The sequence below is a fragment of the Priestia sp. YIM B13551 genome (assembly GCF_042787905.1).
GTDB lineage: Bacteria > Bacillota > Bacilli > Bacillales > Bacillaceae_H > Priestia.
In genome coordinates this window covers 796,758-818,698 of the sequence record NZ_JBHZOX010000001.1, presented here as the reverse complement: position 1 = coordinate 818,698, position 21,941 = coordinate 796,758, and the positions used below count along the sequence as shown (strand labels likewise).

At 38.1% G+C, this 21,941-nt stretch carries 25 protein-coding genes; 20 read left to right on the top strand and 5 right to left on the bottom strand.

Annotated elements, in window-relative coordinates; all coding sequences use genetic code 11:
- The first annotated feature begins 9 nt into the window (after window positions 1–9).
- The 11 genes from ACFX4N_RS04255 to ACFX4N_RS04205 all read left to right on the top strand — a co-directional run bounded on the left by ACFX4N_RS04255 (window position 10) and on the right by ACFX4N_RS04205 (window position 8,257).
- Window positions 10–534, top strand: coding sequence for a GNAT family N-acetyltransferase (locus ACFX4N_RS04255; protein WP_013056766.1), 525 nt, complete (start codon window positions 10–12; stop codon window positions 532–534).
- A gap of 26 nt (window positions 535–560) precedes the next feature.
- Complete coding sequence (locus ACFX4N_RS04250; RefSeq protein ID WP_192100716.1) at window positions 561–827, top strand: glutaredoxin family protein; 267 nt, start codon at window positions 561–563, stop codon at window positions 825–827.
- A gap of 69 nt (window positions 828–896) precedes the next feature.
- Window positions 897–1,718, top strand: coding sequence for an amino acid ABC transporter substrate-binding protein (locus ACFX4N_RS04245; protein WP_013056768.1), 822 nt, complete (start codon window positions 897–899; stop codon window positions 1,716–1,718).
- Between the two features lie 74 nt (window positions 1,719–1,792).
- On the top strand, window positions 1,793–2,491 hold the full coding sequence (locus ACFX4N_RS04240; protein WP_013056769.1) for an amino acid ABC transporter permease: 699 nt from the start codon (window positions 1,793–1,795) through the stop codon (window positions 2,489–2,491).
- A 27-nt stretch (window positions 2,492–2,518) separates the two neighbouring features.
- Entirely contained in the window at window positions 2,519–3,229 is a 711-nt protein-coding gene (locus ACFX4N_RS04235) for an amino acid ABC transporter permease (protein WP_057273066.1), read from the top strand.
- Complete coding sequence (locus ACFX4N_RS04230; protein ID WP_029321411.1) at window positions 3,226–3,999, top strand: amino acid ABC transporter ATP-binding protein; 774 nt, start codon at window positions 3,226–3,228, stop codon at window positions 3,997–3,999. The genes ACFX4N_RS04235 and ACFX4N_RS04230 overlap by 4 nt, the downstream gene beginning before the upstream one ends.
- Window positions 4,000–4,155: 156 nt before the next feature.
- The gene (locus tag ACFX4N_RS04225; protein WP_377260887.1) at window positions 4,156–4,887 is read left to right on the top strand and encodes a riboflavin kinase; all 732 of its coding nucleotides are present in this window, start codon (window positions 4,156–4,158) and stop codon (window positions 4,885–4,887) included.
- Window position 4,888: 1 nt separating this feature from the next.
- The gene (locus ACFX4N_RS04220) at window positions 4,889–6,211 is read left to right on the top strand and encodes an LLM class flavin-dependent oxidoreductase (protein ID WP_013056773.1); all 1,323 of its coding nucleotides are present in this window, start codon (window positions 4,889–4,891) and stop codon (window positions 6,209–6,211) included.
- A 135-nt stretch (window positions 6,212–6,346) separates the two neighbouring features.
- Window positions 6,347–6,883: a hypothetical protein gene (locus ACFX4N_RS04215; RefSeq protein WP_013056774.1), complete on the top strand. Its 537-nt coding sequence runs from the start codon at window positions 6,347–6,349 to the stop codon at window positions 6,881–6,883.
- A gap of 96 nt (window positions 6,884–6,979) precedes the next feature.
- The gene (locus ACFX4N_RS04210) at window positions 6,980–7,978 is read left to right on the top strand and encodes an N-acetylmuramoyl-L-alanine amidase family protein (RefSeq protein ID WP_057273068.1); all 999 of its coding nucleotides are present in this window, start codon (window positions 6,980–6,982) and stop codon (window positions 7,976–7,978) included.
- 99 nt (window positions 7,979–8,077) lie between these two features.
- Window positions 8,078–8,257 carry a DUF8096 family protein gene (locus tag ACFX4N_RS04205; protein WP_025752091.1) on the top strand — a complete coding sequence of 60 codons (180 nt, stop codon included), beginning with the start codon at window positions 8,078–8,080 and terminating at the stop codon, window positions 8,255–8,257.
- Between the two features lie 56 nt (window positions 8,258–8,313).
- Here the strand turns inward: ACFX4N_RS04205 and ACFX4N_RS04200 are convergent, their stop codons facing one another.
- A complete protein-coding gene (locus tag ACFX4N_RS04200) occupies window positions 8,314–8,694 on the bottom strand; it encodes a plasmid mobilization protein (RefSeq protein WP_013056777.1) in 381 nt (126 codons plus the stop codon).
- A gap of 499 nt (window positions 8,695–9,193) precedes the next feature.
- On the opposite strand from ACFX4N_RS04200, the gene ACFX4N_RS04195 reads away from it, so the two are divergent.
- The 3 genes from ACFX4N_RS04195 to ACFX4N_RS04185 all read left to right on the top strand — a co-directional run bounded on the left by ACFX4N_RS04195 (window position 9,194) and on the right by ACFX4N_RS04185 (window position 12,112).
- Window positions 9,194–11,053 (top strand): N-acetylmuramoyl-L-alanine amidase, encoded by a 1,860-nt coding sequence (locus tag ACFX4N_RS04195; protein ID WP_057273069.1) that lies wholly within the window; start codon window positions 9,194–9,196, stop codon window positions 11,051–11,053.
- A gap of 155 nt (window positions 11,054–11,208) precedes the next feature.
- Window positions 11,209–11,574 (top strand): GNAT family N-acetyltransferase, encoded by a 366-nt coding sequence (locus ACFX4N_RS04190; RefSeq protein WP_235567292.1) that lies wholly within the window; start codon window positions 11,209–11,211, stop codon window positions 11,572–11,574.
- Window positions 11,567–12,112 (top strand): hypothetical protein, encoded by a 546-nt coding sequence (locus ACFX4N_RS04185; RefSeq protein ID WP_244659730.1) that lies wholly within the window; start codon window positions 11,567–11,569, stop codon window positions 12,110–12,112. The genes ACFX4N_RS04190 and ACFX4N_RS04185 overlap by 8 nt, the downstream gene beginning before the upstream one ends.
- Before the next feature lie 20 nt (window positions 12,113–12,132).
- Here the strand turns inward: ACFX4N_RS04185 and ACFX4N_RS04180 are convergent, their stop codons facing one another.
- Together ACFX4N_RS04180 and ACFX4N_RS04175 are read right to left on the bottom strand one after the other, a co-directional pair.
- Window positions 12,133–12,675, bottom strand: coding sequence for a DUF4825 domain-containing protein (locus tag ACFX4N_RS04180; RefSeq protein WP_029321421.1), 543 nt, complete (start codon window positions 12,673–12,675; stop codon window positions 12,133–12,135).
- Window positions 12,676–12,758: 83 nt separating this feature from the next.
- Complete coding sequence (locus tag ACFX4N_RS04175; protein ID WP_013056781.1) at window positions 12,759–13,490, bottom strand: ZIP family metal transporter; 732 nt, start codon at window positions 13,488–13,490, stop codon at window positions 12,759–12,761.
- A gap of 285 nt (window positions 13,491–13,775) precedes the next feature.
- Here ACFX4N_RS04175 and ACFX4N_RS04170 point away from each other — a divergent pair, with 285 nt between their 5' ends.
- Window positions 13,776–14,987: a cytochrome P450 gene (locus ACFX4N_RS04170; RefSeq protein WP_013056782.1), complete on the top strand. Its 1,212-nt coding sequence runs from the start codon at window positions 13,776–13,778 to the stop codon at window positions 14,985–14,987.
- Window positions 14,988–15,016: 29 nt separating this feature from the next.
- Here ACFX4N_RS04170 and ACFX4N_RS04165 read toward each other — a convergent pair whose 3' ends face one another.
- On the bottom strand, window positions 15,017–15,595 hold the full coding sequence (locus tag ACFX4N_RS04165) for an LOG family protein (RefSeq protein WP_029321425.1): 579 nt from the start codon (window positions 15,593–15,595) through the stop codon (window positions 15,017–15,019).
- A gap of 301 nt (window positions 15,596–15,896) precedes the next feature.
- Between ACFX4N_RS04165 and ACFX4N_RS04160 the strand changes: the two genes are divergently transcribed.
- From ACFX4N_RS04160 to ACFX4N_RS04150, 3 genes are all read left to right on the top strand, one after another.
- A complete protein-coding gene (locus ACFX4N_RS04160; RefSeq protein ID WP_014460373.1) occupies window positions 15,897–17,228 on the top strand; it encodes an NAD-dependent malic enzyme in 1,332 nt (443 codons plus the stop codon).
- Window positions 17,229–17,370: 142 nt separating this feature from the next.
- A complete protein-coding gene (locus ACFX4N_RS04155; RefSeq protein ID WP_057273073.1) occupies window positions 17,371–17,853 on the top strand; it encodes a PH domain-containing protein in 483 nt (160 codons plus the stop codon).
- The gene (locus tag ACFX4N_RS04150) at window positions 17,846–19,228 is read left to right on the top strand and encodes a PH domain-containing protein (RefSeq protein WP_223272349.1); all 1,383 of its coding nucleotides are present in this window, start codon (window positions 17,846–17,848) and stop codon (window positions 19,226–19,228) included. The genes ACFX4N_RS04155 and ACFX4N_RS04150 overlap by 8 nt, the downstream gene beginning before the upstream one ends.
- A gap of 35 nt (window positions 19,229–19,263) precedes the next feature.
- On the opposite strand, the gene ACFX4N_RS04145 is transcribed toward ACFX4N_RS04150, so the two are convergent.
- Window positions 19,264–20,619, bottom strand: coding sequence for a D-serine ammonia-lyase (locus ACFX4N_RS04145; protein ID WP_057273074.1), 1,356 nt, complete (start codon window positions 20,617–20,619; stop codon window positions 19,264–19,266).
- 163 nt (window positions 20,620–20,782) lie between these two features.
- Between ACFX4N_RS04145 and ACFX4N_RS04140 the strand changes: the two genes are divergently transcribed.
- Window positions 20,783–20,992 carry a cysteine-rich CWC family protein gene (locus tag ACFX4N_RS04140; protein ID WP_029321430.1) on the top strand — a complete coding sequence of 70 codons (210 nt, stop codon included), beginning with the start codon at window positions 20,783–20,785 and terminating at the stop codon, window positions 20,990–20,992.
- Window position 20,993: 1 nt separating this feature from the next.
- Window positions 20,994–21,932 carry a carbohydrate kinase family protein gene (locus ACFX4N_RS04135; protein ID WP_057273075.1) on the top strand — a complete coding sequence of 313 codons (939 nt, stop codon included), beginning with the start codon at window positions 20,994–20,996 and terminating at the stop codon, window positions 21,930–21,932.
- Window positions 21,933–21,941 lie beyond the last annotated feature (9 nt).

Genomic DNA, 21,941 nt, shown 5'->3' with positions numbered 1-21,941 from the left:
GTGGAGAAAATGAGTGAATTATTTCGATTAGCAACCGTAGAAGATGCTGAAGAACTGTTGAATTTAACACTTCGAGCATACGAGCCGATTCGAGAGCTAGGAATTAAGTTTCCAGCCGCAACGGCAACGATTGAACTTGTAAAAGAAAACATTCAAAACAGCCGTTGCTACGTGCTGGAAAGTGATAAAAAAATCGTAGCTACGATTACAGCAAGAACGTATAAAGAAATAACGAACTGGCCTTTCTTATGGTGGTTTGCGGTAGATCCTTTGGTTAAAAAGAAAGGAGTAGGTTCTAAACTCTTAACATGGGTTGAAGAAACAATTATTCGGGATCAATTGGGGGAACCTGCCGTTACATTGGCTACTTCTGATCGACATCCGTGGTTGATTCCTATGTATGAAAGGAAAGGGTACGAACGTTTTTTTGAAGTCGATCAAGGAGAAGAAGGAAAAGGCGTATTCTTAAGGAAAATCTTACATCCTGAAAGATACGAGTTAGAAAAACACAAAGAGTTGCAAAAAGCTAATTAATAATTAAAAAGAAAAGAGGAGACAAAATGTCAGTAAAGATTTTATTATGGAATCGAAAAGGTTGTCATCATTGCGAGGAACTAAAAGCATATTTTCATGAGGAAGGATATCAATATGAAAGTATCGATGTAGAAGGAAAAGATTATTTGCGGGATTTACTTGAATTTAAATACGGTATTCGCCATGTACCGGTCGTTGAAATTGGAGACGAGGGGCAGTTTAAAGGAGTAATTGAAAAAGATTATGAACAAATAGAAAAATTGATTGAAGACTATTCACCAATCGTTAAATAGCTGGAACATGTATTTTATTAATTCATTAAAACAATAAATTATTTTGAGACATAGTGAGGGACAAAACACATGAAAAAACTACAGCTGACAGCTATCTTTTTATCACTTCTTTTATTACTAGCCGCTTGCGGAACACCAAATAAAGAAACAGCGGCTAACGCAAGCAAAGACAAAGTACAAAAAATTATTGTAGGAACGGGTACGCAATTTCCGAACATTTGCTTTCTTGACGATAAAGGAAATCTAACAGGGTATGACGTAGAACTTGTTAAAGAAATAGACAAACGTCTTCCAAACTATAAGTTCGAATTTAAGACAATGGATTTTTCTAATTTACTTTTGAGCTTAGAATCGAACAAAATTGATTTAGTAGCCCATCAGATGGAAGTGAATGAAGAGAGAAAACAAAAGTTCCTTTTTAATAAAGAACCTTATAATATCTTTCCGCTACATGTAGTTGTAAACGAAAAAAATACGTCTATTAAATCAATTAAAGATTTGAACGGTAAAAAGGTAATTGTAGGAGCAACGAGTAATTCTGCTAACTTAATCGATAAGTATAACAAAGAACATGGAAATAAAATTAATATCGTCTATTCAGGCCAAGGATCTGATGATACAAAAACGCAGCTGAAAACAGGGCGTGCGGATGCCACGATTAGTACGCCGTTTGCAGTTGACTTTGTCAATAAACAAGCGGACGCAGAGCAAAAAGTTGTAGGGCCTGCTATTTCAAATTCAAAAGTATATTTTATGCTTCGCAAAAATGAAACAGGTTTACAAAAAGATGTTGATAAAGCGTTAAAAGAAATAAAAGAAGACGGAACATTGACAAAATTAAGTAAAAAATGGCTGGGAGAAGATTATACAAAAGCAGCTGGAAATAACTAAAGCACTTACTGTGACCCAAGCCTTGAACTTGGGTCCTTTCGCTACCTGTAGAGGGAAACAAAGGAGAGAAAAAGATGGGAAAAGCATTTGATATAGAGCTGATTTTCACCTCTATTCCTCAATTATTATCTTATTTGCATATTACAATTTGGATTTTGATTGCTTCACTTGTGATTGGCAGTACCTTGGGATTGTTTATTGCCCTGCCTCGTATTTATAAAGTACCGGTGTTAAGTCAAATAGCAGCAGTTTATATTTCTTTTATGAGGGGAACGCCTATTTTAATTCAATTATTTTTAGTTTTTTACGGGATACCTGCCCTTTTACAATTGATTCATATTGACGTTTCAAGAATGGCTCCGCTCGTATTTGTTATTATCACGTATTCACTGAGCACGGCGGCGTCTTTTTCTGAAATGATGCGCGGTGCCATTAATAGTGTAGATAAAGGGCAAACTGAAGCAGCTTATAGTATAGGAATGACCGGAAAACAAACGTTCACTCGAATTGTGCTGCCGCAAGCTCTCGTTGTAGCCTTTCCTAACTTTGGAAATCTTGTGATTGGGTCCTTAAAAGATACGTCTTTAGCCTTTACCATTGGTGTGATGGATATGATGGGAAGAGGAGATACCATTATCGCTGCAACGGCTCATGCAGTGGAGGTATATATCGCACTTGCCATTATTTATTATTTTGTGGCGATTATATTAGAGAAATTTTTTGTGAAATCAGAACAGAAGCTGCAAAAACATGATCAGCCTGTTCATGTATAAAACGAGCTTACTAAAAGAGGTGTAAACATGATTATTGACGTACCGTTTATATGGACAGCATTTGTAGAAATTTTAAAGGCATTACCTTTAACGCTCCTTATTACCATCGGTCCGTTACTAGGCGGGTTGCTTATTGGTATTGCTGTTGCGGCTGTGAGAATCAATTCAGTGAAAATAATAACGCCAATTGCCAACGTATACGTATCATTTTTCCGAGGAACGCCTGCTATTCTTCATATTATGGTTATTTACCTAGGGTTCCCGCTATTTATTAATAAACTATCGAGTGACTATGGATGGGGCTTCAATGCAAACAGCATTCCTATTGTCGTATTTGTATTAATCGCTTTGTCTTTTACAGCGGGAGCTTATATGTCAGAGATTATTCGCTCTGGTTTGTTAGCTGTAGAAAAAGGACAAATTGAGGCTGCGTATGCTATTGGGATGAATCGTTTTCAATCGATGAAACGAATTGTTTTTCCACAGGCGTTTGCTTTGTCTTTACCGAATTTATGTAATATCTTCATCGGCCTTTTGCATACGTCTTCTATCGCATTCATCGTATCGCAAAAAGAGCTAAACGGTGCTGCTAATATCGTAGCTTCGAATAATCTCAAGTTTTTAGAAGCCTATATTGCTGCTGCTCTTATTTATTGGATGCTGACGATGTTAATAGAAGGAATAACAGCGCTGCTTGAACGTAAATTAACTGTTTATAATCGAGGAGGGGTTGTATGATTACACTAACAAATATAAAAAAAACATTTGGTCATAATACAGTATTGGACGGTATTGATTTACTTGTTAAAAAAGGCGACGTTGTGACCATTTTAGGACCGAGTGGTTCTGGAAAGACTACGTTTTTACGCTGCATTAATTTCTTAGAAAAAGCAGATGAAGGAGAAGTTTCGATTGATCAATTTACGGTTCAGTGCCAAAAGCCAAATCGCAAAGACATTTTAACTCTTCGACAAAAAACAACGATGGTTTTTCAGCAATACAACTTGTTCAAACACAAAACCGTTATTGAAAATATTATGGAGGGGCTAGTTATTGTTCAAAAGCTGCCAAAGGAAGAAGCGAAACAACGCAGTTTAGACGTCCTTGAAAAAGTTGGGCTTGCTGAAAAAGCAAATGCTTATCCAAGTCAGTTATCAGGAGGTCAACAGCAGCGAGTGGGCATTGCTAGAGCGCTTGCTTTAAATCCTGAAGTCATTTTATTTGATGAGCCGACGTCTGCTTTGGACCCTGAACTGGTGGGTGAAGTACTGTCTGTTATTCGTAAAATTGCTGAAGAAGGAATTACGATGATCATTGTGACGCACGAAATGAGTTTTGCCCGTGAAGTTTCTAATCACGTGGTGTTTATGGACGGAGGAAAGATTGTCGAACAAGGTCATCCTGAAGACATATTTTTAAACCCAAAAGAAGATCGAACAAAGCAATTTTTCAAGCGTATTAACCCAACGCATTCTCCTTACTCTTATATTTATGAAAAAACAATCTAATATTTTAATTAAAAACCAACTTGACTCATAGGAATAATAAGTATATGATAAAATCATCAAATTAAACAAACCGACTAGATCACTAGAGGTTCTTTGCACAATGTGTGACATTGTGCAAAGAACCTTTTATTTTTTACTAGACTTAAGGGGAGAAGGGTGAACGTAGTGAATAGAGGAGCATTAAAAGCTAAAACAAGCAAAAAACTTATTATAAAAGGCCAGGTTGTACCTGGAAGGCAGCAAGGAAGATACTTAGGGTTTCCAACAGCTAATATAGATACTCAGCATGAGGAATTAAAAAATGGCGTGTATGGTGTCCTCGTTCATCTGCGGGGACTTGAACATATAGGAGTTATGAATGTAGGGGTTAAGCCGACATTTGGATCGGAACTATCTAAAACATTTGAGGTTCATATTTTGGATTTTAACGACGTTATTTATGGAGAGACAGTTCAATGCGACGTAATCTTTCGGGTGCGAGGAGAGAAAAAGTTCCCTTCTATTGAGTTTTTAAAGCATCAAATTAAAGCTGATACGCTACAAGCTAAGCAAAGATTTCAACATATGGGCTATGTATCTAGTGAAGCTACAGCTTCCAAGCTAGGGCAAGCGAGATATTTAAATCTGCCTGATCTCCAGTTTTTTAATTGGTGCCACAGTCAATTCAAAGTCAATAAAGGGATTTACAATACAATTGATCAATGGTTTTATGACGAAGGAATTGAAAATATTCACCTTAGAAGAGTTCACGTTATCGCTTTTTTACAATTTGCACAAGAAGGAAATGAAAGAAAGACAGAAAAAGAAGGAGTCCTTCGCTTTGGAGCAGGCGGTTTAACTAATCAATTACGAGAATTTATGAATGGATATGAAAAAGGAGAATGGTAATATGACACATCAAAGACAATTAAAGCTAGGGGCTATTATTCATGGAGTCGGAGGAAATATGGGGGCGTGGAGACACCCTGAAATTTTGTCAGATGCCAGCGTTAATTTCGATTTTTACAAGCAGCAGGCTCAAAAAGCGGAAGAAGGAAAATTTGATTTAGTGTTCATTGCCGATGGGTTATATATTAATGAAAAATCGCTTCCGCATTTTTTGAATCGTTTTGAACCTCTTACTATTCTATCAGCACTTGCTTCTGTCACTTCTCATATTGGTTTAGTCGGCACTCTATCGACTTCGTATAGCGAACCGTTTACGGTGGCTAGACAATTTGCTTCACTTGATCATATTAGCAGCGGCCGAGCGGGATGGAATGTTGTCACATCTCCATTAGAAGGATCTGCGCTTAACTATGGAAAAGAGCACCCCACTCATGACAAACGCTATAGAATAGCTGAAGAGTTTCTAGAAGTAACAAAGGGATTATGGGATTCTTGGGAAGATGATGCTTTTATTCGAAATAAAGAAACCGGACAATTTTTTGAGGAGAAAAAGCTGCACCGATTGCATCACAAAGGCGAATTTTTTTCTGTAGAAGGCCCGTTAAACATTGGCCGCTCAGTTCAGGGGCAGCCCGTAGTGTTTCAAGCAGGCTCTTCTGAAAGCGGCAAAGATCTAGCAGCGAAAACGGCTGACGCAGTGTTTACGGGACAAGACAATTTAGAAGAAGCAAAAGCTTTTTACCAAGATGTAAAATCAAGAGCCGCAGCGCAAGGGCGCAATGAAAACGAACTTTTAATTTTCCCGGGAATTGGTCCTATAATTGGTAGTACAAACGAAGAAGCCGAAAGAAAATATGAAGAACTTTCTCAATTGGTGACAATTGAACATGCGTTAAACTACTTAGGACGCTTTTTCGATCATTTTGATTTTTCACAGTTTCCATTAGATGAGGCATTTCCTGACTTAGGAGATATAGGAAGTAATAGTTTCCGCAGTACAACAGACAAAATTAAAGAAAATGCTAAAAAATATAAGTGGACACTGCGAGAAGCAGCGCTGCGAATTGCTACACCTAAAACACAATTTATTGGGACGCCAGAGCATATCGCTAATTTGATGGAACAGTGGTTTGAAGAAAAAGGAGCTGACGGCTTTATTATTCATTCAAGCGTTCCCCATGGCTTAGATGACTTTGTTGAACACGTTGTACCGATACTGCAAGAAAGAGGCCTGTATCGTACAGAATACGAAGGGAGTACGTTAAGAAGTAACTTGCAGTTGAATGTTCCTAAGAATCGCTACACACAGGTGAAAGTTAATTGAAGTGGATTCAAAGAGACTCGAAGGAGTCTCTTTTTTAATATTTTTAATATTAAAAATATGGTAAAATTCTTTTTGTAGGTTATTCGTTTCAGTTCATAAGGCCTAAAGGGTTTTGAATACCCGGAAAGGAGTCAAATGGAAAAAAGACATAAAAGTAAGAAAAAGCGTATGATCATTTCGATATCTTTATCCGTTCTTTTAGTCGGGGGAGGAGCGACAGGATGGATATTGTACCAAAACGGAAAAATTCCTTTTTTATCACAGCAAAGTATAAAGGCAAGTGCCATTAAAGTGAATCAACAAAAAGTTGATAAGCTGGAAAGCAGTGATCAGCAGGCAAAAGATTTTATAGCTGAACATCATGACGTACTAAATGATTTGACGGGGTGGAGTGCCATTGAGCACCCAGACTGGCCTGCCGTACAAGAAGAAGCGACAGCCATTAAAAATACGATTGGCACGATTGAAGTAAAAGATTCTGTTTTAAAGAAAGACTTTCAGCATATGGAGAAGCTCGCTGGACAGCTAGAGCAGACGAAAGATCAAGCACTGTTAAAAGAACTTCATCGTTATTTTCATGACTTAGATGTTGTGATCAATGAAGACGATGGATCAAATACATATTTTGATGTTACCAGCTATGGTAAATCAGTTGTAAAGACTTCTAAATGAGCCATAGCAAAAAGCTTTATACATAAAAGTAGTTTTGTATAACAAACGTCTTCGCTTATTCATGCATATGCTACGGATAAGGAGGAGACAGGTTATATGAAAAAAATTTATTTAGATGCAGGTCACGGAGGGGCAGATCTAGGGGCTGTCGCCAGCGGGCTATATGAAAAAGACTTAGTGTTAGCTGTTCAACAGTACATCATCTCTTTTCTTTCTACTCACTATCAAGGATTTTCTCTTTGTACAACGCGTACAACCGATGTGTTTTTGTCATTAAATGAACGGGTCAACAAAGCCAATGCGTGGGGTGCTGATGTATACTTATCTATTCATATAAATTCAGGCGGCGAAACGGGATATGAAGATTTTATTTATAGCAAAAATATAAATAACCAAACCATTGTGTTACGAAACGATATTCACGATCATGTGAAATTTGTTCTCACTAAATACAATCACTCTAACCGAGGCAGGAAATTGGCTAATCATAGTGTGTTAAGGCGTTCATATATGCCGTCTGTACTAACTGAAATTGGGTTTATTGATACAGAACATGATGCAAAGCTCTTAAAAAATCCTCAATTTCTAAAAGATATGGGGGTGGCATATGCAAAAGGGGTTGCACAGTTTTTAAACTTGGAGCCTAAATCTACAAATCCTTTGGGAGATTCTGACGAGGAAGGTTGTCCAAAGCCTACTTTTTTATATAAACCTTTATGGATCAAAACAACTGAGGATACGGAGACGTATAAGGATGCAAATATGTCAGAGAGAACAGGTTATTTAAAAAAGAATACCCTCTTTCAAGTTTATGGTGAAACGCGTGCAGCCTGGGTGATTGATGGACAACATTTTATTGAAAAAAAAGATACAATCATTGAAGGAGAAACCATCACAACTGCGGAATTAACAAAAGAGAATATGGAAACATTAAAAGTATTTGTGACGAAAGAAAAGTTAGAAACAGCGGTAACCTTTTCCAAAGAAGGAGCTGCAGTAGCCATCATTACACTTCGGGATAAAAAAATACTGAATGTAAAAGCATTTTTAGATAGAGAAAAATGGTGGTACAAAGCTGAACGGATAAAAAAATAGTGAAAAAACCTGCTTGTTTTTTGAAGCTTTCACCCTAGTAATTTTACTTATTTTTGATAGAATATAAAGAGCTGAATCGTAAAGATGCATAAAGGTGTGATGGAAATGGAAGAGCAACAAGAAGCGATTGATTTAACAAAAGTATATGTATATGAGGAGTTTCCGGATAAAGTTGCAGGCAGATGCGATAACTGTGGACATGTGAAATTTAAAAGCTTAGTAAAAGACTTTATTTTTATCCGTACATGCGCAAAGTGCGGGATGAAAAAAAGCATTTAAATCCCTACTTCTTTATAAAAAACGCTCTTTTCTGAAATGAAAAGAGCGTTTTTTCTCTATTTAACGTATAAATGATCGCTAAGCTGCTCTGAAATAGTCTCTACATCTTCTTGTACATGTTTTTGTTTTTTCATCATTTCTAATAGTATTTCTTCAAGATTCTGTGAATGGTTTTGCTTATCTTTTGGTTTATGTAAGTACTTTGCAATTTGATGCATATTATTGCTTAGCCGGCTTAGTTCAGACTCAATCTTTCGGAGGTTAACCAATAGTTCCACACCTGCTTCTTTGCCGATTAAAGGAGGCTTAACTTTTCCATCCATAATAAATTTTCGAATGAGAGACGTTCGTTTTAAATTATAGTGTTCAATAAGTTCCTCTAATTTTTCTTTTTCTTCTTCATTCAACTTAATTGCTGGAATGCTGTGTCCTCTCATAAGGTATCTCCTTTCAAGAGCAGTTCTTGCTGCGTTCAATCATATGTAAACATTCTCTTGTCTTTAATAATAGCAACCTTTTCCATGGTTAACTATGGTGAAAAGTTACTAAAATGTCGAACGTACAGTCTGTTAAAAAACTGGTAAATTAAGAAATTTGGTTTAGTAATAGTTGAATTATAGAAGGAATGTCATTATCTACAATATTGCTGCTTTATTAAAAAGGCAGCAAAAGGGATGAATGGACCGCCTTTGTACTCAACCATTTTTGAGAGTGCAGCTTTAAAGAAGAGGGATGATTTTTATGATTTTTTCCTCGTACCACATCTTTCCTCCTAGTAACTCTGTCGAATCTTCTAGACTATTGTCTCAAGGGAATAGAAAGAAAGAAGACGAAATGGTTGAGAACGAGGTAAAGTCATATTATGTCTTTATTGACTTCATTTACTTCATTTACTTCATTTACTTCATTTACATACTTTACGGGGGAGGAATACGTTTGAAACTAAAGAAACGATTAAAATTAAATAAGATAGGGGTAGCCATGCTTGCAGCCGGGGTTATGTGTACAGCTTATACGTCTATTCATACGCTACAAGCGCCTGTAGTCGCTTTGGCTGCAGAGAATCAGTCAGATTCTTTGGAGCTAGCATTTGCACAAGCATCTAAAGAATTTGGTGTGCCAGCTTCGCTTTTAAAAGCAATTTCCTACAACAAGTCGCGCTGGGAAAATCATAATGGAAAACCTAGTGCGGCCGGGGGATACGGTCTTATGCATTTAACAGACATCCCTTCTTTAGAAGATGGAAAAGGAAACGGAGCTGCACCTTCAAAACCAGCATATGACAAACAGCAAACGCTCTCCTTAGCTGCTAAGCTGCTTAACTCAGATAAAGAAAGATTAAAAAAAGATCCTGTGCAAAATATTCGCGGTGGCGCTGCTGTGCTAGCTTTTATCGCAAAAGACAAAAATGGAAACATACCGTCCACTGATCAGAAATGGTACGATGCAGTCGCCGCTTACAGTGCTTCTCAGGATAAAGAAAACGCTCAAGTATTTGCCGATGATGTATATGAAACATTGGAAAAAGGAGCAGAGCTTACAACTTCAGATGGACAGCATCTTAAAATTTCTCCTCAAAACATAGATATATCGATTCCTCGCTCTGAAAATTCCAATACGAATAAAGCAGATTGTCCCGCATCTTTAAAATGTGAATACATCCCTGCATTTTACGGGAAATTCAGCGAAAGTCCTTCAGATTACGGAAACTATGATATTGCGAATCGCCAAAAATCAGATGTTCGCTATATTGTTATTCATGATACAGAAGTAAGTTATGATGGAACGATTGATTTGTTTGCTAACCCAAATAGAGCAGCTGCAAACTATGTAATCCGTTCAAGTGATGGTCACATCGCACAGATGATTCATAACAAAGACGTAGCATGGCATGCAGGAAACTGGTATTTTAATACGCACAGTATTGGAATCGAGCATGAAGGGTTTGCGCTTGAAGGATCCACGTGGTTTACAGAAGAAATGTACCGTTCTTCGGCAAGACTCGTACGCCACCTTGCCAAAGAATATAATATTCCGTTAGACCGAGCTCACATTATTGGTCATGACGAGGTGCCAGGTTTGTCTCCTAAGGCTCAATCAGGTATGCATTCAGATCCCGGGCCGTTTTGGGATTGGGGACACTATATGGATTTGGTAGGAAGCCCGGTTGAGCGCCAGCACACAAACAAACTAGCCGTTACGATTAATCCAGTCTTTCAAAACAATCAGCCGGAGGTATCAGATGCACCAAAGCAGCCGGCCAACTTTGTGTATTTGCATCAAGCTCCCAGCAATGATTCACCGCTACTGAATGAGCCTGCAGCTTCAGGACCGGGAACGAAACAAACGTTAGACTGGGGAAGCAAAGCTGTAACTGGCCAAACGTATGCAGTAGCTGAGACAAAAGGAGAATGGACAGCGATTTGGTACGGAGGGCAAAAAGCGTGGTTTTATAATCCGCATAATAAAAATACAAGTAAAGGTACAGGCATATTATTAACGCCAAAACCAGGAAAAGAAAGCATTCAAGTATACGGAGGAGCTTTTCCGGAAGCTTCAGCCTATCCTTCTGGTATACCAGTTAAAGCTATGGTGCCACTTCAGTATAAAATTTCTCCAGAGCAGGTGTACGTGGGGGTAGAAAAAGTAAGGAGTGACTATTACTATGCACCCACTTTTACAACAAATCCAAACGATCACAAAATGATTGTTGGAAAAGACGAATATTATCAAATTTATTTTAATCACCGCTATGCGTTTGTGAAAGCGTCGGATGTAGAGGTTAAAAGACAATAGAATAGAGTGTTAAAAGAAAGGAAGAGACAGGGTGTTTAAACGGTATGTCTCTTTCTTTTCTTTTAAAAACCACAAAAATTCAGAATGTTATTGATGATGTTTTCTTATAATGATTTTCTAGCTTATTATCTTTTTACAAAAGGAAGGAATGTCCCGTGATTATAATTAAGCCTCTAAGTCAGTGTTCTTTTTCTGATGCATTACAAGCATTCAATAAAGGTTTTGAAGATTATTATCTTCCGATTGAGCTGTCACTAGATCAATTCACTTGTAGATTTGGTTTCGATCAGCTATCTGTCGACCATTCTTTTATGGCTTTTTATAATAATACACCAGCTGGAATTATGTTAAATGGAATAAAAAAGGCCAAGGGAAAAAAACATGCTTGGAATGGAGGTACAAGCGTAGCCTTACCTTACCGAAAAATGGGAATTGGAGAAGCCTTACTAAAAGCTACACTTGAGAGATACCAGCAGCAAGGAGTAGTGGAAGCCAGTCTGGAAGCATTTAAAGGTGAATGAAAAAGCCATTCACCTTTATCAGAAATACGGATATGAGATTGTAGATACGCTTTTATTTCTAAAGCATAGAGGTAGTTTTCACGCTTCTCTACTTAAAAAGAAGAATCAGCTTACGTATTCGTTAAAGCGAAGGCTTGCAAAAGATATTCGAAACCTACCCTTTTATACATACGACGTTCCGTGGAAAAATCAATTTGACTGTATTCATGATGGAGAATCGTTTATTACGTTGAATGAAAAAAACGAAGAAGTTGGCTATTTGTTATTTCAAAAGAATTTTTCTTCCATAGGCATCGTGAATTCTGTTACTTTTTATCAAGGAAGCGTTAAGGAACATATCTCAAATTCAGAGGACGTTCTGGGCTTTTTATTAGCAACCATTTTTAATATGTATGGACCAATTGCTTACAATACATATAATGTACCTCAAAAAAGAAATAGCTTACTCGTGAAAATGTTAAAATCATTTGGTTTTCAAGATTTATATACAGATGAAGGAATCAAACTTGAGCAGGTGTTTATGAAAAAACAACTTTAAAAAGCGGCCATGGGCCGCTTTTACTGCATTTCCGTAATTGGATGTGCATCATAAAATTCCTCGATTTTTTCTTGCTGTCCTTCGAATTTTTCTTTCCATACTTGTTTCACGTCATTATAATTCCGAAGATCTATTCCGTAGAAGTCGGTTAACTCTTTTCGAGTAATGGTGATTGTCTGAGGAACAGTCGTATTAATAGTAAAGTGAACGCTGTCAGCATTTTGTACGGCAGAAAGTAAGATGGTTGCGTTATGTAAAAGTATGCGTTTAGTTTTCACAGACGTCCAGCTTTTTTCAAACGTATGCTGATTATTTATTGCAGCGTAATTAATTGCTAAGTAATAAGGTTTTTGCGTATCTTGAAAGGCTATACCTTTTAAATAAACGTGTCCTGGAAGCTTATTTGTAATTTCCTCTACTGAAGCCTCATGTTTTGAAGAAGTATGTTGAATAGAAGAAGCAGAGACTCTTTCGGCAGACAGATTATTATGAGGTGCATAAGCACACCCTGATAGGCAAGTGAGCACTGTGCAAAGTGTAAGAGAAGCATATATTTTTTTCATAATGGTAACTCCTTTTATTTATATCTACTTGTAAAGACGAAAGACCTATATATTTTGTTTCATACAAAATATAAGTTTATTCACTAAAAAGAAAGATAATCCAAAATAATAGAAGTTAATAACCCTAATGAAGCAATAAAACCAATAACAGGGCCACCTTCTTCAAAAGCTTCCGGCAACATCGTAGAAGCAACCATTGACACAATTCCACCCCCGGCGAATGAGGCAATAAAACCCATCATGTTTGGGGTAGCATTTTGAAGAAATAGATATCCAATCCAAGAACAAAGAGCTGATATAAAGAAGACAGAAAGCCATAATGAAAAAATTTTCTTTTGCTTATATTGGCTTTTTAGTAGTCCGCTTGTCCCGGAGATTCCTTCGGGTATATTGCTGATAAAAATAGAAACAACAAGCAGCCAGCTAACGTGGTGCTGTTCAATCAAACTTGCGCCAATCATCAGTGACTCAGGTATAGCATCCATAATGGTACCAATAAAAATGGCTAGTCCCGAGCTAGCGGGGACAAGGTGGTCCGAACGTTTTCTTTTGTGAGCGCCTTTTTTAGCTAAGGAGATGTCAAGAAGAGTAAAAAGTGCTGCGCCTGTTAAAAAGCCTAAAGAAGAAGCAATGATTCCCGCTTCTTTTACCGAATCTTGAATGAGCTCGTAAGCAGCAGCTCCTAACAAAACGCCCGTGCCAAAAGCCATAATATAAGCAGTCAACTGTTTTTTTAAAGGTATAAAAATAGCTATAATAGCTCCAATTAATACAGCTGAGCCTGAGACACCACCCCACATAAGGGCATCTATCACATGAGATCCCTACTTTCTTACGTACTTACTTGTAGTGTAACCATCTCTATGATTATTATGAAACAAGATAAATGAACTAAAAAAATGGAAAAGAATCACTGATTTAGACCTTAAATAAAATAAGTCTTCTGTATAATTGACAAAATTTTCTGATTATGTCCGTTGAAAGTGAAAAAACCTTGTGATAGTCTGATCAAAAGATACAAATATGGAAAAAAATTCTTTGATCTGTAGAAGATTAAAAAACTTAACGAGGTCACTTTTAAACGAAAGAAGGAATACGAGATGAATTCAAAAGCAGTAAAAAGAGAAAATCGCTATGCTAACTGGATTCCTATGCAAGAAATCAAATCAGTTGAACAGCAGCTTTACCCATTTGATATTTATAACAGTCTGCGTCAAGAGGCACCTATTCGTTACGATGAAAGCCGAAACTGCTGGGATGTATTTGATTATGAAACAGTAAAGTATATTTTAAAAAACCCGTCGCTTTTTTCATCCAAACGAGCAATGGAAGAACGCCAAGAAAGTATTTTAATGATGGACCCTCCAAAACATACAAAGTTACGAAACTTAGTAAACAAAGCTTTTACGCCAAGAGCTATTCAGCACTTGGAGGGTCATATTGAAGAGATTGCAGATTATTTATTAGATGAAGTAAGCAGCAAAAAAAAGTTTGACATAGTAGAAGACTTTGCTGGACCACTGCCGATTATTGTAATAGCAGAGCTGCTAGGAGTACCAATACAAGACCGAGCACTGTTTAAAAAATACTCCGATGACTTAGTGAGCGGTGCTGAAAATAATTCAGACGAAGCTTTTGCGAAAATGATGCAAAAGCGTAATGAAGGCGTGATTTTTTTACAAGGGTATTTTAAAGAAATTATTGCGGAGCGTCAGCAAAATAAACAAGAAGATCTCATTTCGCTTCTTTTAGAAGCAGAAATCGACGGCGAGCATTTAACAGAAGAGGAAGTGCTGGGGTTTTGTATTTTATTGCTAGTAGCAGGTAATGAGACAACAACAAACTTAATTACGAACGGAGTTCGGTATATGACAGAAGACGTAGACGTGCAGAATGAAGTTCGTCGAGACATATCGCTAGTTCCGAACCTGGTAGAAGAAACGCTTCGCTATTATCCTCCTATTCAAGCGATTGGACGCATAGCTGCTGAAGATGTAGAACTTGGAGAGTGTAAGATTAAAAAAGGACAGCAGGTAATTAGCTGGGCAGCGAGTGCAAATAGAGATTCAGCTAAGTTTGAACGTCCTGACACTTTTGTCGTGCATCGTAAAACAAATCCTCACGTGAGCTTTGGATTTGGCATCCATTTTTGCTTAGGAGCACCGCTAGCAAGAATGGAAGGGAAAATTGCTTTTACTAAGTTACTAGAAAAAGGAGAATTTTCGAAAGTTCAAAATCAGTCTTTAAAGCCAATAGGCAGCCCTTTTGTTTTTGGCGTAAAAAAATACGAGATTACTTTTAATAAAGCTTAAAAAGCGAGCGCAAATTATGCGCTTGCTTTTTAGCGTTCAGTGTTCCATTTTTGGTCCTCTGAAGGGGACGTGTACGTGTCCATTGAAGAGATAAGCTGCTCGGGAGTATCAGAAATGTTGATGAGACGAATAGCAGAATCCGTAGAAAACCCTTCATCTACGGCATGCTGAACCATTTGCATAAGCGGGTTGTAGTAGCCGTTCACATTTAATAACCCTACTGGTTTTTTATGTATACCAATTTGAGCCCAGCAAAGAGCCTCAAACAACTCTTCAAATGTCCCGAAACCTCCAGGAAGCGCAATATAACCATCAGCTAACTCGTGCATAGTTGCCTTTCGCTCATGCATGCTCTCTACTTCGATGAGTTCTGTCAGCGCGGTATGAACAATTTCACCGCTAAACAAACCGCGGGGCATAATGCCGATGACTTCGCCTCCATGCTGAAGCATTTCATTTGCGACTTCTCCCATCAGGCCCATTCGCGAGCCTCCGTAAATCAGCCGGTAGTTTTTTTGGGCCATGTAGCGTCCTAGCGAGACGGCGGCCTCTTTATATTCTGTTTTTATTCCAGCGCTTGATCCTGCAAACACACAAATTGATTTCAATTGATTCACTCCTTTGTTTCTTTTCTATATAAGTCTTTTCTGTTTGTGAAGAACAAATTCCTTCTTAATAATTTATGAATTTTCACAATGTCATCGCTTGATTATTCTAAAAACTTTGCTTATAATCAAAGCGAAACGTCTGTTTGAAAGCGTTATCTATTGCTTTTCTTTTAATGGAAAAGACAGTACGTATAGATCTACTTGTAAGATAAGTAGATAACATGAACTTATAGGAAATTTGACCATTTTAAACGTTTCAATTAGTAAGCATACGTACTTGCAGGATTAAGACAAGGGGGATATGATGAACAATTTAATACGCACATTAATGGTACAAACACCGACCGTACCGGGAAACTTAGGAAGAGTAGCAACAGCTATTGGAAATGTTGGAGGAGATATTGGCGAAGTTGAAACCGTTAAAGTAGGACATAACTACACCATGAGAAGCATTACGGTTCAAGTAGAAAGTGAAGACCAGCTTGAGGAATTGCTTGAAGCGGTTCGCAGTTTAGAAGGCATTACTTTACATACAGTATCAGATGAAGTTCTTCATGCGCATGAAGGCGGCAAAATTCAAATGAAAAGCAAAATGAAAATTGAGTCAATTGCTGATTTAAGAAGAGTATATACCCCTGGTGTAGCAAACGTTTGCCGTGCTATTCAAGAACAGCCGGACAAAGCGAAGATTTATACGAGTATTGGAAACACGGTTGCGATTGTAACAGATGGTACCGCTATACTAGGATTAGGAAATATTGGTCCAGTTGCAGGAATGCCTGTTATGGAAGGAAAAGCTGCGTTATTTGATCAACTTGCCAATGTAAACGCTATCCCTATTTTGTTGAATGTAAATGAGCCGGAAGAAATCATTCAAACGGTTAAAAATATTTCACCGGGATTTGGCGGTATTTTACTAGAAGATATAGGGTCGCCTCACTGCTTTGAAATTGAAGAACGTTTAAAAGAAGAGCTCGATATTCCAGTTATGCATGATGATCAGCACGGAACAGCGGTGGTGACGCTAGCGGCAGCTATCTCAGCTTGTCGCAGCACAGGTGTGAATTTGAAAGAAGCAAAAGTAGGACAAATCGGCTTAGGAGCTGCCGGCATCGCTACTTGCAGAATGTTCATGGCTTACGGTGTTAAACAGGTGATAGGAGCTGATAAGTCTCCTGAAGCGAATGAGCGCTTAGTCAGCTACGGTGGAAAAGTAGCGGATTCATTAGAAGAGCTTATGGAGAACTGTGATATTGTTATTGCGACAACAGGTGTACCTGGCTTAATACAAAAAGAATGGATTCGAAAAGGGCAAATCATTCTAGCACTTTCTAATCCAAAGCCAGAAATTGAACCTGAAGATGCTCTTGAAGCAGGAGCTATTTACGCTACTGACGGAAGGTCAGTAAATAATGTACTTGGCTTCCCAGGTATTTTCAGAGGAGTGTTAAATGCGGGGGTGCGCGATATTACGCATACGATGCTTGTAGCTGCAGCTGAAGCCATTGCAAATTCAACGCGTCCAGGCGATTTAGTTCCTCATCCTCTTAATCTAGCTGTACATGAAGCAGTATCTGAAGCAGTTGAAAGAGCGGCTGTTGTACACGGAGAGAAAGACGGCGTTTATCGATAACAAACAAGGCTGCCTCGAAATAGGCAGCCTTGTTTGTTTTTTATCAAAAAATAATAAGAAAATAGCAAACTATGAAACTTTTTTCCTTTTTTAACGTAATATAGTAATAGAAATAGTAAAAAAGGTAGAGAAAGGAGTTTTTATGGAGTTTGAACATTTAAAGGGCAAATTGCCCCTCGAGGCTAAAAAAGCGATGCGCTGGCAATCCATTTTTACGCATAGCCTGTGGCTTCTTGCAACAGCGGGTTATTTTCTACTCGTTCATTTTTTTGATTGGTGGTCAATTATTGGATGGATATCAGCTGGACTATTAATCGTGAGCTTTATCATATATACAATTATAGCTCCAAATGTATATATGAATGTATATTCATATGAAGTCACAGATACTCAAATTGATGTACAAAGAGGGCTTTTCATCTGGTATCATACGAAAATTCCGCTTGTGAAAGTGCAGCACGTTGAAACGTTGACAGGGCCGATTTTTCGAAAATTTGACTTGGCATCTGTTAAAATCATCACAGCAGCTGGAAGCGTCGAAATTCCTGCACTTGTACAAAGAGATGCTGAAGCACTGCGAGAGTATATTGCTAGACTAGCAGAGGTAGATGATGAAGATGAGTAAGCGGCTGCATCCGCTATATATTGCAATAGCATTTATTGAACATATAAAAAATAATATCCTGCCTTTTGTGTTTGTATTTATTGTCAATCGGCACCTGTTGTTTACATATTGGTGGGCAACGCTATTAGCGGGAGGCGTAGTCGCTTTATTTGCTTTTTTTACTTGGAAGGAATTTCGTTATGAAGTAACGGAAACGGAAGTGCGTCTGTATAAAGGGATTTTTAAAAAAGAAAAAAGATTTATTCAACGAAATCGCATTCAATCGATTCAGTTAGATCAGCCTTTTGTTTTTAGAATTCTTCGCTTAGCCCGGCTTCGTATTGACACGGCCAGCAGCGGTACAGATGCTGAAATTGATTTATCTGGTATTTCACTAAAAGAAGCGCACCATCTTAAAGATACGTTAAAGCTGTCAGGGAGTCAGCCGGAAATAAGGGAAAAAAGTCCTGAACGTACGATGAAAGTGTCGGTGAAACAGCTGGCGTTAGCTGCTGCGTTTTCCGGGAATTTTGGCTATATATTTGCTGCTCTTGGTTTTCTCTATCAGTATATTGATACGTATATCAACCGCTGGGTGAAGACAGCTTACGAAGAAGTGATTCATCAATCGATGCTTGGTTTATTTGTATTAGTGGCTGTAATTGTGGTGCTTGCTTATTTGCTGTCTATCGTTTTATATGTGATACGATTTGGCGGTTTTACCGTAGAACGCTACGATCATTATCTACATATTAAATACGGACTGTTAAATAAGAAATCCCTTACGATTCCTTTTCATAAAATACAGGCTGTTACGATAGAGGAAGGGTTGGTTCGACGCTTATTTGGATGGTCTTCCGTTTCGTTAAACGTCGTAACCTCTGATTTAAAAGAAAAGGTCTATTTGCACCCGTTTATCCAGCAAAAAAAGATTGCAGCGTTAATGAACGTATATGTGCCGCACTATGAATATATAAAGTGTCCAAGAAATACAGCAATTCAATATGCGTGGTATCCATTACTAGTACCGGTCTTGTTATTTGCGGCGGCAGGGATTGGCATCAGCTTTTGGAAATCCATGTTTGTGTGGATTATTGCTGTGCTATGCCTTGTATACGTACTTATTCACTGGGGGGGCTATCGTCAAGGCGGCTTAATGATGAACGATGTATTTGTCAGTATTCGATCGCAGTTTTTAACACGAAAAACAACGATTATTAGAAGAAAGAAAATAGAAGAAATTGAGGTTTTTGCAGGCACCTTTTTATGGAAAAAAGGATACAGGAAAATAAAAATTGCAACTATGGGTACAAGCGGCAGCTATAAGTCGGGATATTTTCCATTTGAGATTTGGCATCCTATCTTTCTGCAAGCTACTTCGTCTAAAAAGGCATGAAGAACATCATTGTTCTCCATGCCTTTTGACGTTATCTATTCATTAAATTTTTTCCCTTGCTCGTAATAGCTATTCATCACCTCAACTGGCACCATACTGCCTCCAGTTGACCATACAAGGTGAGTAGCTTTTGACATATCGTTTTCTAGTCCTTGCGCTTGTATATAGGAAGACCCGCTTTCCATCAGGTGGAGAGGTCCTTGTAGACCAGCCGCTGCTGAAGGTTCTATATACATATTTTCACGATTGGCTAGCTCATAAATAAATCGGAAAAGCTGATCATCTTCTACGGTATAAATTCCGCTAATAAGCGATTTTATCGTTTCGCCTACAAAGCTAGATGGCCTTCCTACAGCTAGTCCATCGGCAGCTGTTGCGTTATCAAGTCCAATATCCGTAACGGAAATGCCATCATGCAGCTCGGTCATTAATCCAAGCAGCATGCAAGGAGAGTGAGTAGGTTCAGCAAAAAAGCAGTGAACGTGATCACCGTATATTGCTTTTAATCCAAACGTAATACCGCCAGGACCTCCGCCTACTCCGCAAGGTAAATAGACAAATAAAGGGTGTTCGGCGTCTACTTGAATCCGCAGCTCGGCTAGCTGCTTTTTCAAACGTAAAGCAGCGACGGAATAACCAAGAAATAAATCTCTAGACTGCTCATCGTCAATAAAATGACAGGCGGGGTCTGCTTCGGCTTGCTTTCGTCCTTCTTCCACGGCTTTTCCGTAGTCAGACTGATATTCAATAACGGTTACACCTTTAGAACGAAGCAGATCTTTTTTCCATTTTTCAGCGTCCGCTGACATATGGACGGTGACGTTAAAGCCGAGAGTAGCGCTCATAATACCAATGCTTAAACCTAAATTACCGGTAGATCCTACTGCAATGGAATAAGAAGAAAATAACTTTTTACATCGTTCTTCAGCTAGAAGAGCGTAGCTGTCTTCCTCGGTAAGCAGTCCTTCTTTGATAGCAAGACTTTCAGCAAATTTTAATACTTCATAAATGCCGCCTCTTGCTTTAATAGAACCTGATATGGGAAGATCATGATCGCATTTCATCAGTAATTTTCCTTGCAGCATGTTATTCATTTGTTGATTTAAATAGTCTTTCATGTATGCAATTTCTTGAAGAGGTGATTCAATGATTCCTTTTGATGCTTTCAGCTCCGGAAAAGCGATTTGAAGAAAAGAAGAAAAGCGAGAAAGACGTTCTTTTGCATCTTTTATATCTTTGGTATGTAAAGAAAGTGAAGAAAGTTCTCCTTGAGAAGGTTTTATATAAGGATTTATCCAAAGTATTTCCTGTTTATTGATTAAAGGTGTTAATAAAGGATATTCATGCATCCATGTAGCAAGGGGCTTTTGGTGAAATAAATGTGTCGTCATAAAGGCTCCTTTCGCAATATGTTATTTCCTTTATATGTATAGTATCAAGAATAGAAGAAGTTGAAAACGAAAATATCAAAAAGCAGAAAGCACATTTTAACCACCTCTTGTATACTAATAAAGATAATCTATACAATTACATAGAAAAAAAGGAGAGGAATTCATGCCATTTTCAGGCGATGATAGCAGATGTCCTATCTGCGGAGAAAAAAATAACTGTGCTTCTGTACAAGGCAGAGAAATAGAAAAGTGTTGGTGTATGCAGAAAGTTTTTACTCCTGGTCTGTTTAAACAAATTCCTTTAGAAAGCAGAGGAAAAGCGTGTGTATGTGTCAAATGCGTTGGGAGACAGAAGAAAGAAGGTGAGGATTAACTTGAAAAAAGGAATTATTTCATACGGTGAGGCATTTATTGATTATATTGCTAAAAACGAATTTAACACTAGCTTTGACCCTTTTTTGGGAGGCACAACCGTTAATGTAGCAGTTGGAGTTCAGAAGTTAGGAGCAAAAGCATATTATATCTGCAAGTTAGGCAGTGATGAAACAAGTGATTTTGTAAGAAAGAACCTTTTAATTGAAGGAGTGAATCAAAGCGGCTGTGTAATATCGGAGACTAAAAAAGTTTGTGAAGTGTATGTACATAAAAGTAAAGAAGGAGATCGTTACTTTCATTCCTACATAGATTCTACACCTCATGAGCAAGTGTATAAACATGAGCTGCAGGAAGCTTTATTTGAGCAGGCAGCGATTTTTTATTTTGGATCAGGTACGTTGTTTCATCCGACTTCTCAGGAAACTACAAAAGAAGCTGTGAGGCTCGCAAAAAAACATCGTATGCTTGTAGCATTTGATCCAAATATTCGAATGAAAAGATGGGAAAGTGAAGCAGCATGTAGAAATATCGTGACACCGTTTTTGTCCGAAACAGACATTTTGAAAATCTCTCAAGATGAGCTCCTATTTTTGATGAATTCAGCAGACCTGACAGAAAGCCTAGAAAAACTGAGAGCATATCATATTCCGTACGTATGGGTCACTCAGGGAGAAAATGGCGCAGCAGCCGTTACTGCAAATCAAACGCTTCATGTGAGTGCAAAAGAAGTGCAGGCGATAGACACGACGGGAGCGGGTGATGCATTTATGGCAGGAATTTTATGGTGCGTTCACGAAAAAGGATTACCTGAAAGTGAGGAGTCACAGAAGCAGTACACAACCTTTGCTAACGCGTTAGGTGGAGCAGTTTCGGCAAGGTATGGAGGAATAATTTCGCTTAAAGCAAAAGATGTATCTAGTATAAAAGCAGGTAGCTGATAGCTACCT

Bases quoted from the DNA above. Each gene is read 5' to 3' on its own strand.
- ACFX4N_RS04255 (WP_013056766.1), top strand. From the start codon at position 10: ATGAGTGAATTATTTCGATTAGCAACCGTAGAAGATGCTGAAGAACTG.
- ACFX4N_RS04250 (WP_192100716.1), top strand. From the start codon at position 561: ATGTCAGTAAAGATTTTATTATGGAATCGAAAAGGTTGTCATCATTGC.
- ACFX4N_RS04245 (WP_013056768.1), top strand. From the start codon at position 897: ATGAAAAAACTACAGCTGACAGCTATCTTTTTATCACTTCTTTTATTA.
- ACFX4N_RS04240 (WP_013056769.1), top strand. From the start codon at position 1,793: ATGGGAAAAGCATTTGATATAGAGCTGATTTTCACCTCTATTCCTCAA.
- ACFX4N_RS04235 (WP_057273066.1), top strand. From the start codon at position 2,519: ATGATTATTGACGTACCGTTTATATGGACAGCATTTGTAGAAATTTTA.
- ACFX4N_RS04230 (WP_029321411.1), top strand. From the start codon at position 3,226: ATGATTACACTAACAAATATAAAAAAAACATTTGGTCATAATACAGTA.
- ACFX4N_RS04220 (WP_013056773.1), top strand. From the start codon at position 4,889: ATGACACATCAAAGACAATTAAAGCTAGGGGCTATTATTCATGGAGTC.
- ACFX4N_RS04215 (WP_013056774.1), top strand. From the start codon at position 6,347: ATGGAAAAAAGACATAAAAGTAAGAAAAAGCGTATGATCATTTCGATA.
- ACFX4N_RS04210 (WP_057273068.1), top strand. From the start codon at position 6,980: ATGAAAAAAATTTATTTAGATGCAGGTCACGGAGGGGCAGATCTAGGG.
- ACFX4N_RS04205 (WP_025752091.1), top strand. From the start codon at position 8,078: ATGGAAATGGAAGAGCAACAAGAAGCGATTGATTTAACAAAAGTATAT.
- ACFX4N_RS04200 (WP_013056777.1), bottom strand. From the start codon at position 8,694: ATGAGAGGACACAGCATTCCAGCAATTAAGTTGAATGAAGAAGAAAAA.
- ACFX4N_RS04180 (WP_029321421.1), bottom strand. From the start codon at position 12,675: ATGAAAAAAATATATGCTTCTCTTACACTTTGCACAGTGCTCACTTGC.
- ACFX4N_RS04170 (WP_013056782.1), top strand. From the start codon at position 13,776: ATGAATTCAAAAGCAGTAAAAAGAGAAAATCGCTATGCTAACTGGATT.
- ACFX4N_RS04160 (WP_014460373.1), top strand. From the start codon at position 15,897: ATGATGAACAATTTAATACGCACATTAATGGTACAAACACCGACCGTA.
- ACFX4N_RS04155 (WP_057273073.1), top strand. From the start codon at position 17,371: ATGGAGTTTGAACATTTAAAGGGCAAATTGCCCCTCGAGGCTAAAAAA.
- ACFX4N_RS04150 (WP_223272349.1), top strand. From the start codon at position 17,846: ATGAGTAAGCGGCTGCATCCGCTATATATTGCAATAGCATTTATTGAA.
- ACFX4N_RS04145 (WP_057273074.1), bottom strand. From the start codon at position 20,619: ATGACGACACATTTATTTCACCAAAAGCCCCTTGCTACATGGATGCAT.
- ACFX4N_RS04140 (WP_029321430.1), top strand. From the start codon at position 20,783: ATGCCATTTTCAGGCGATGATAGCAGATGTCCTATCTGCGGAGAAAAA.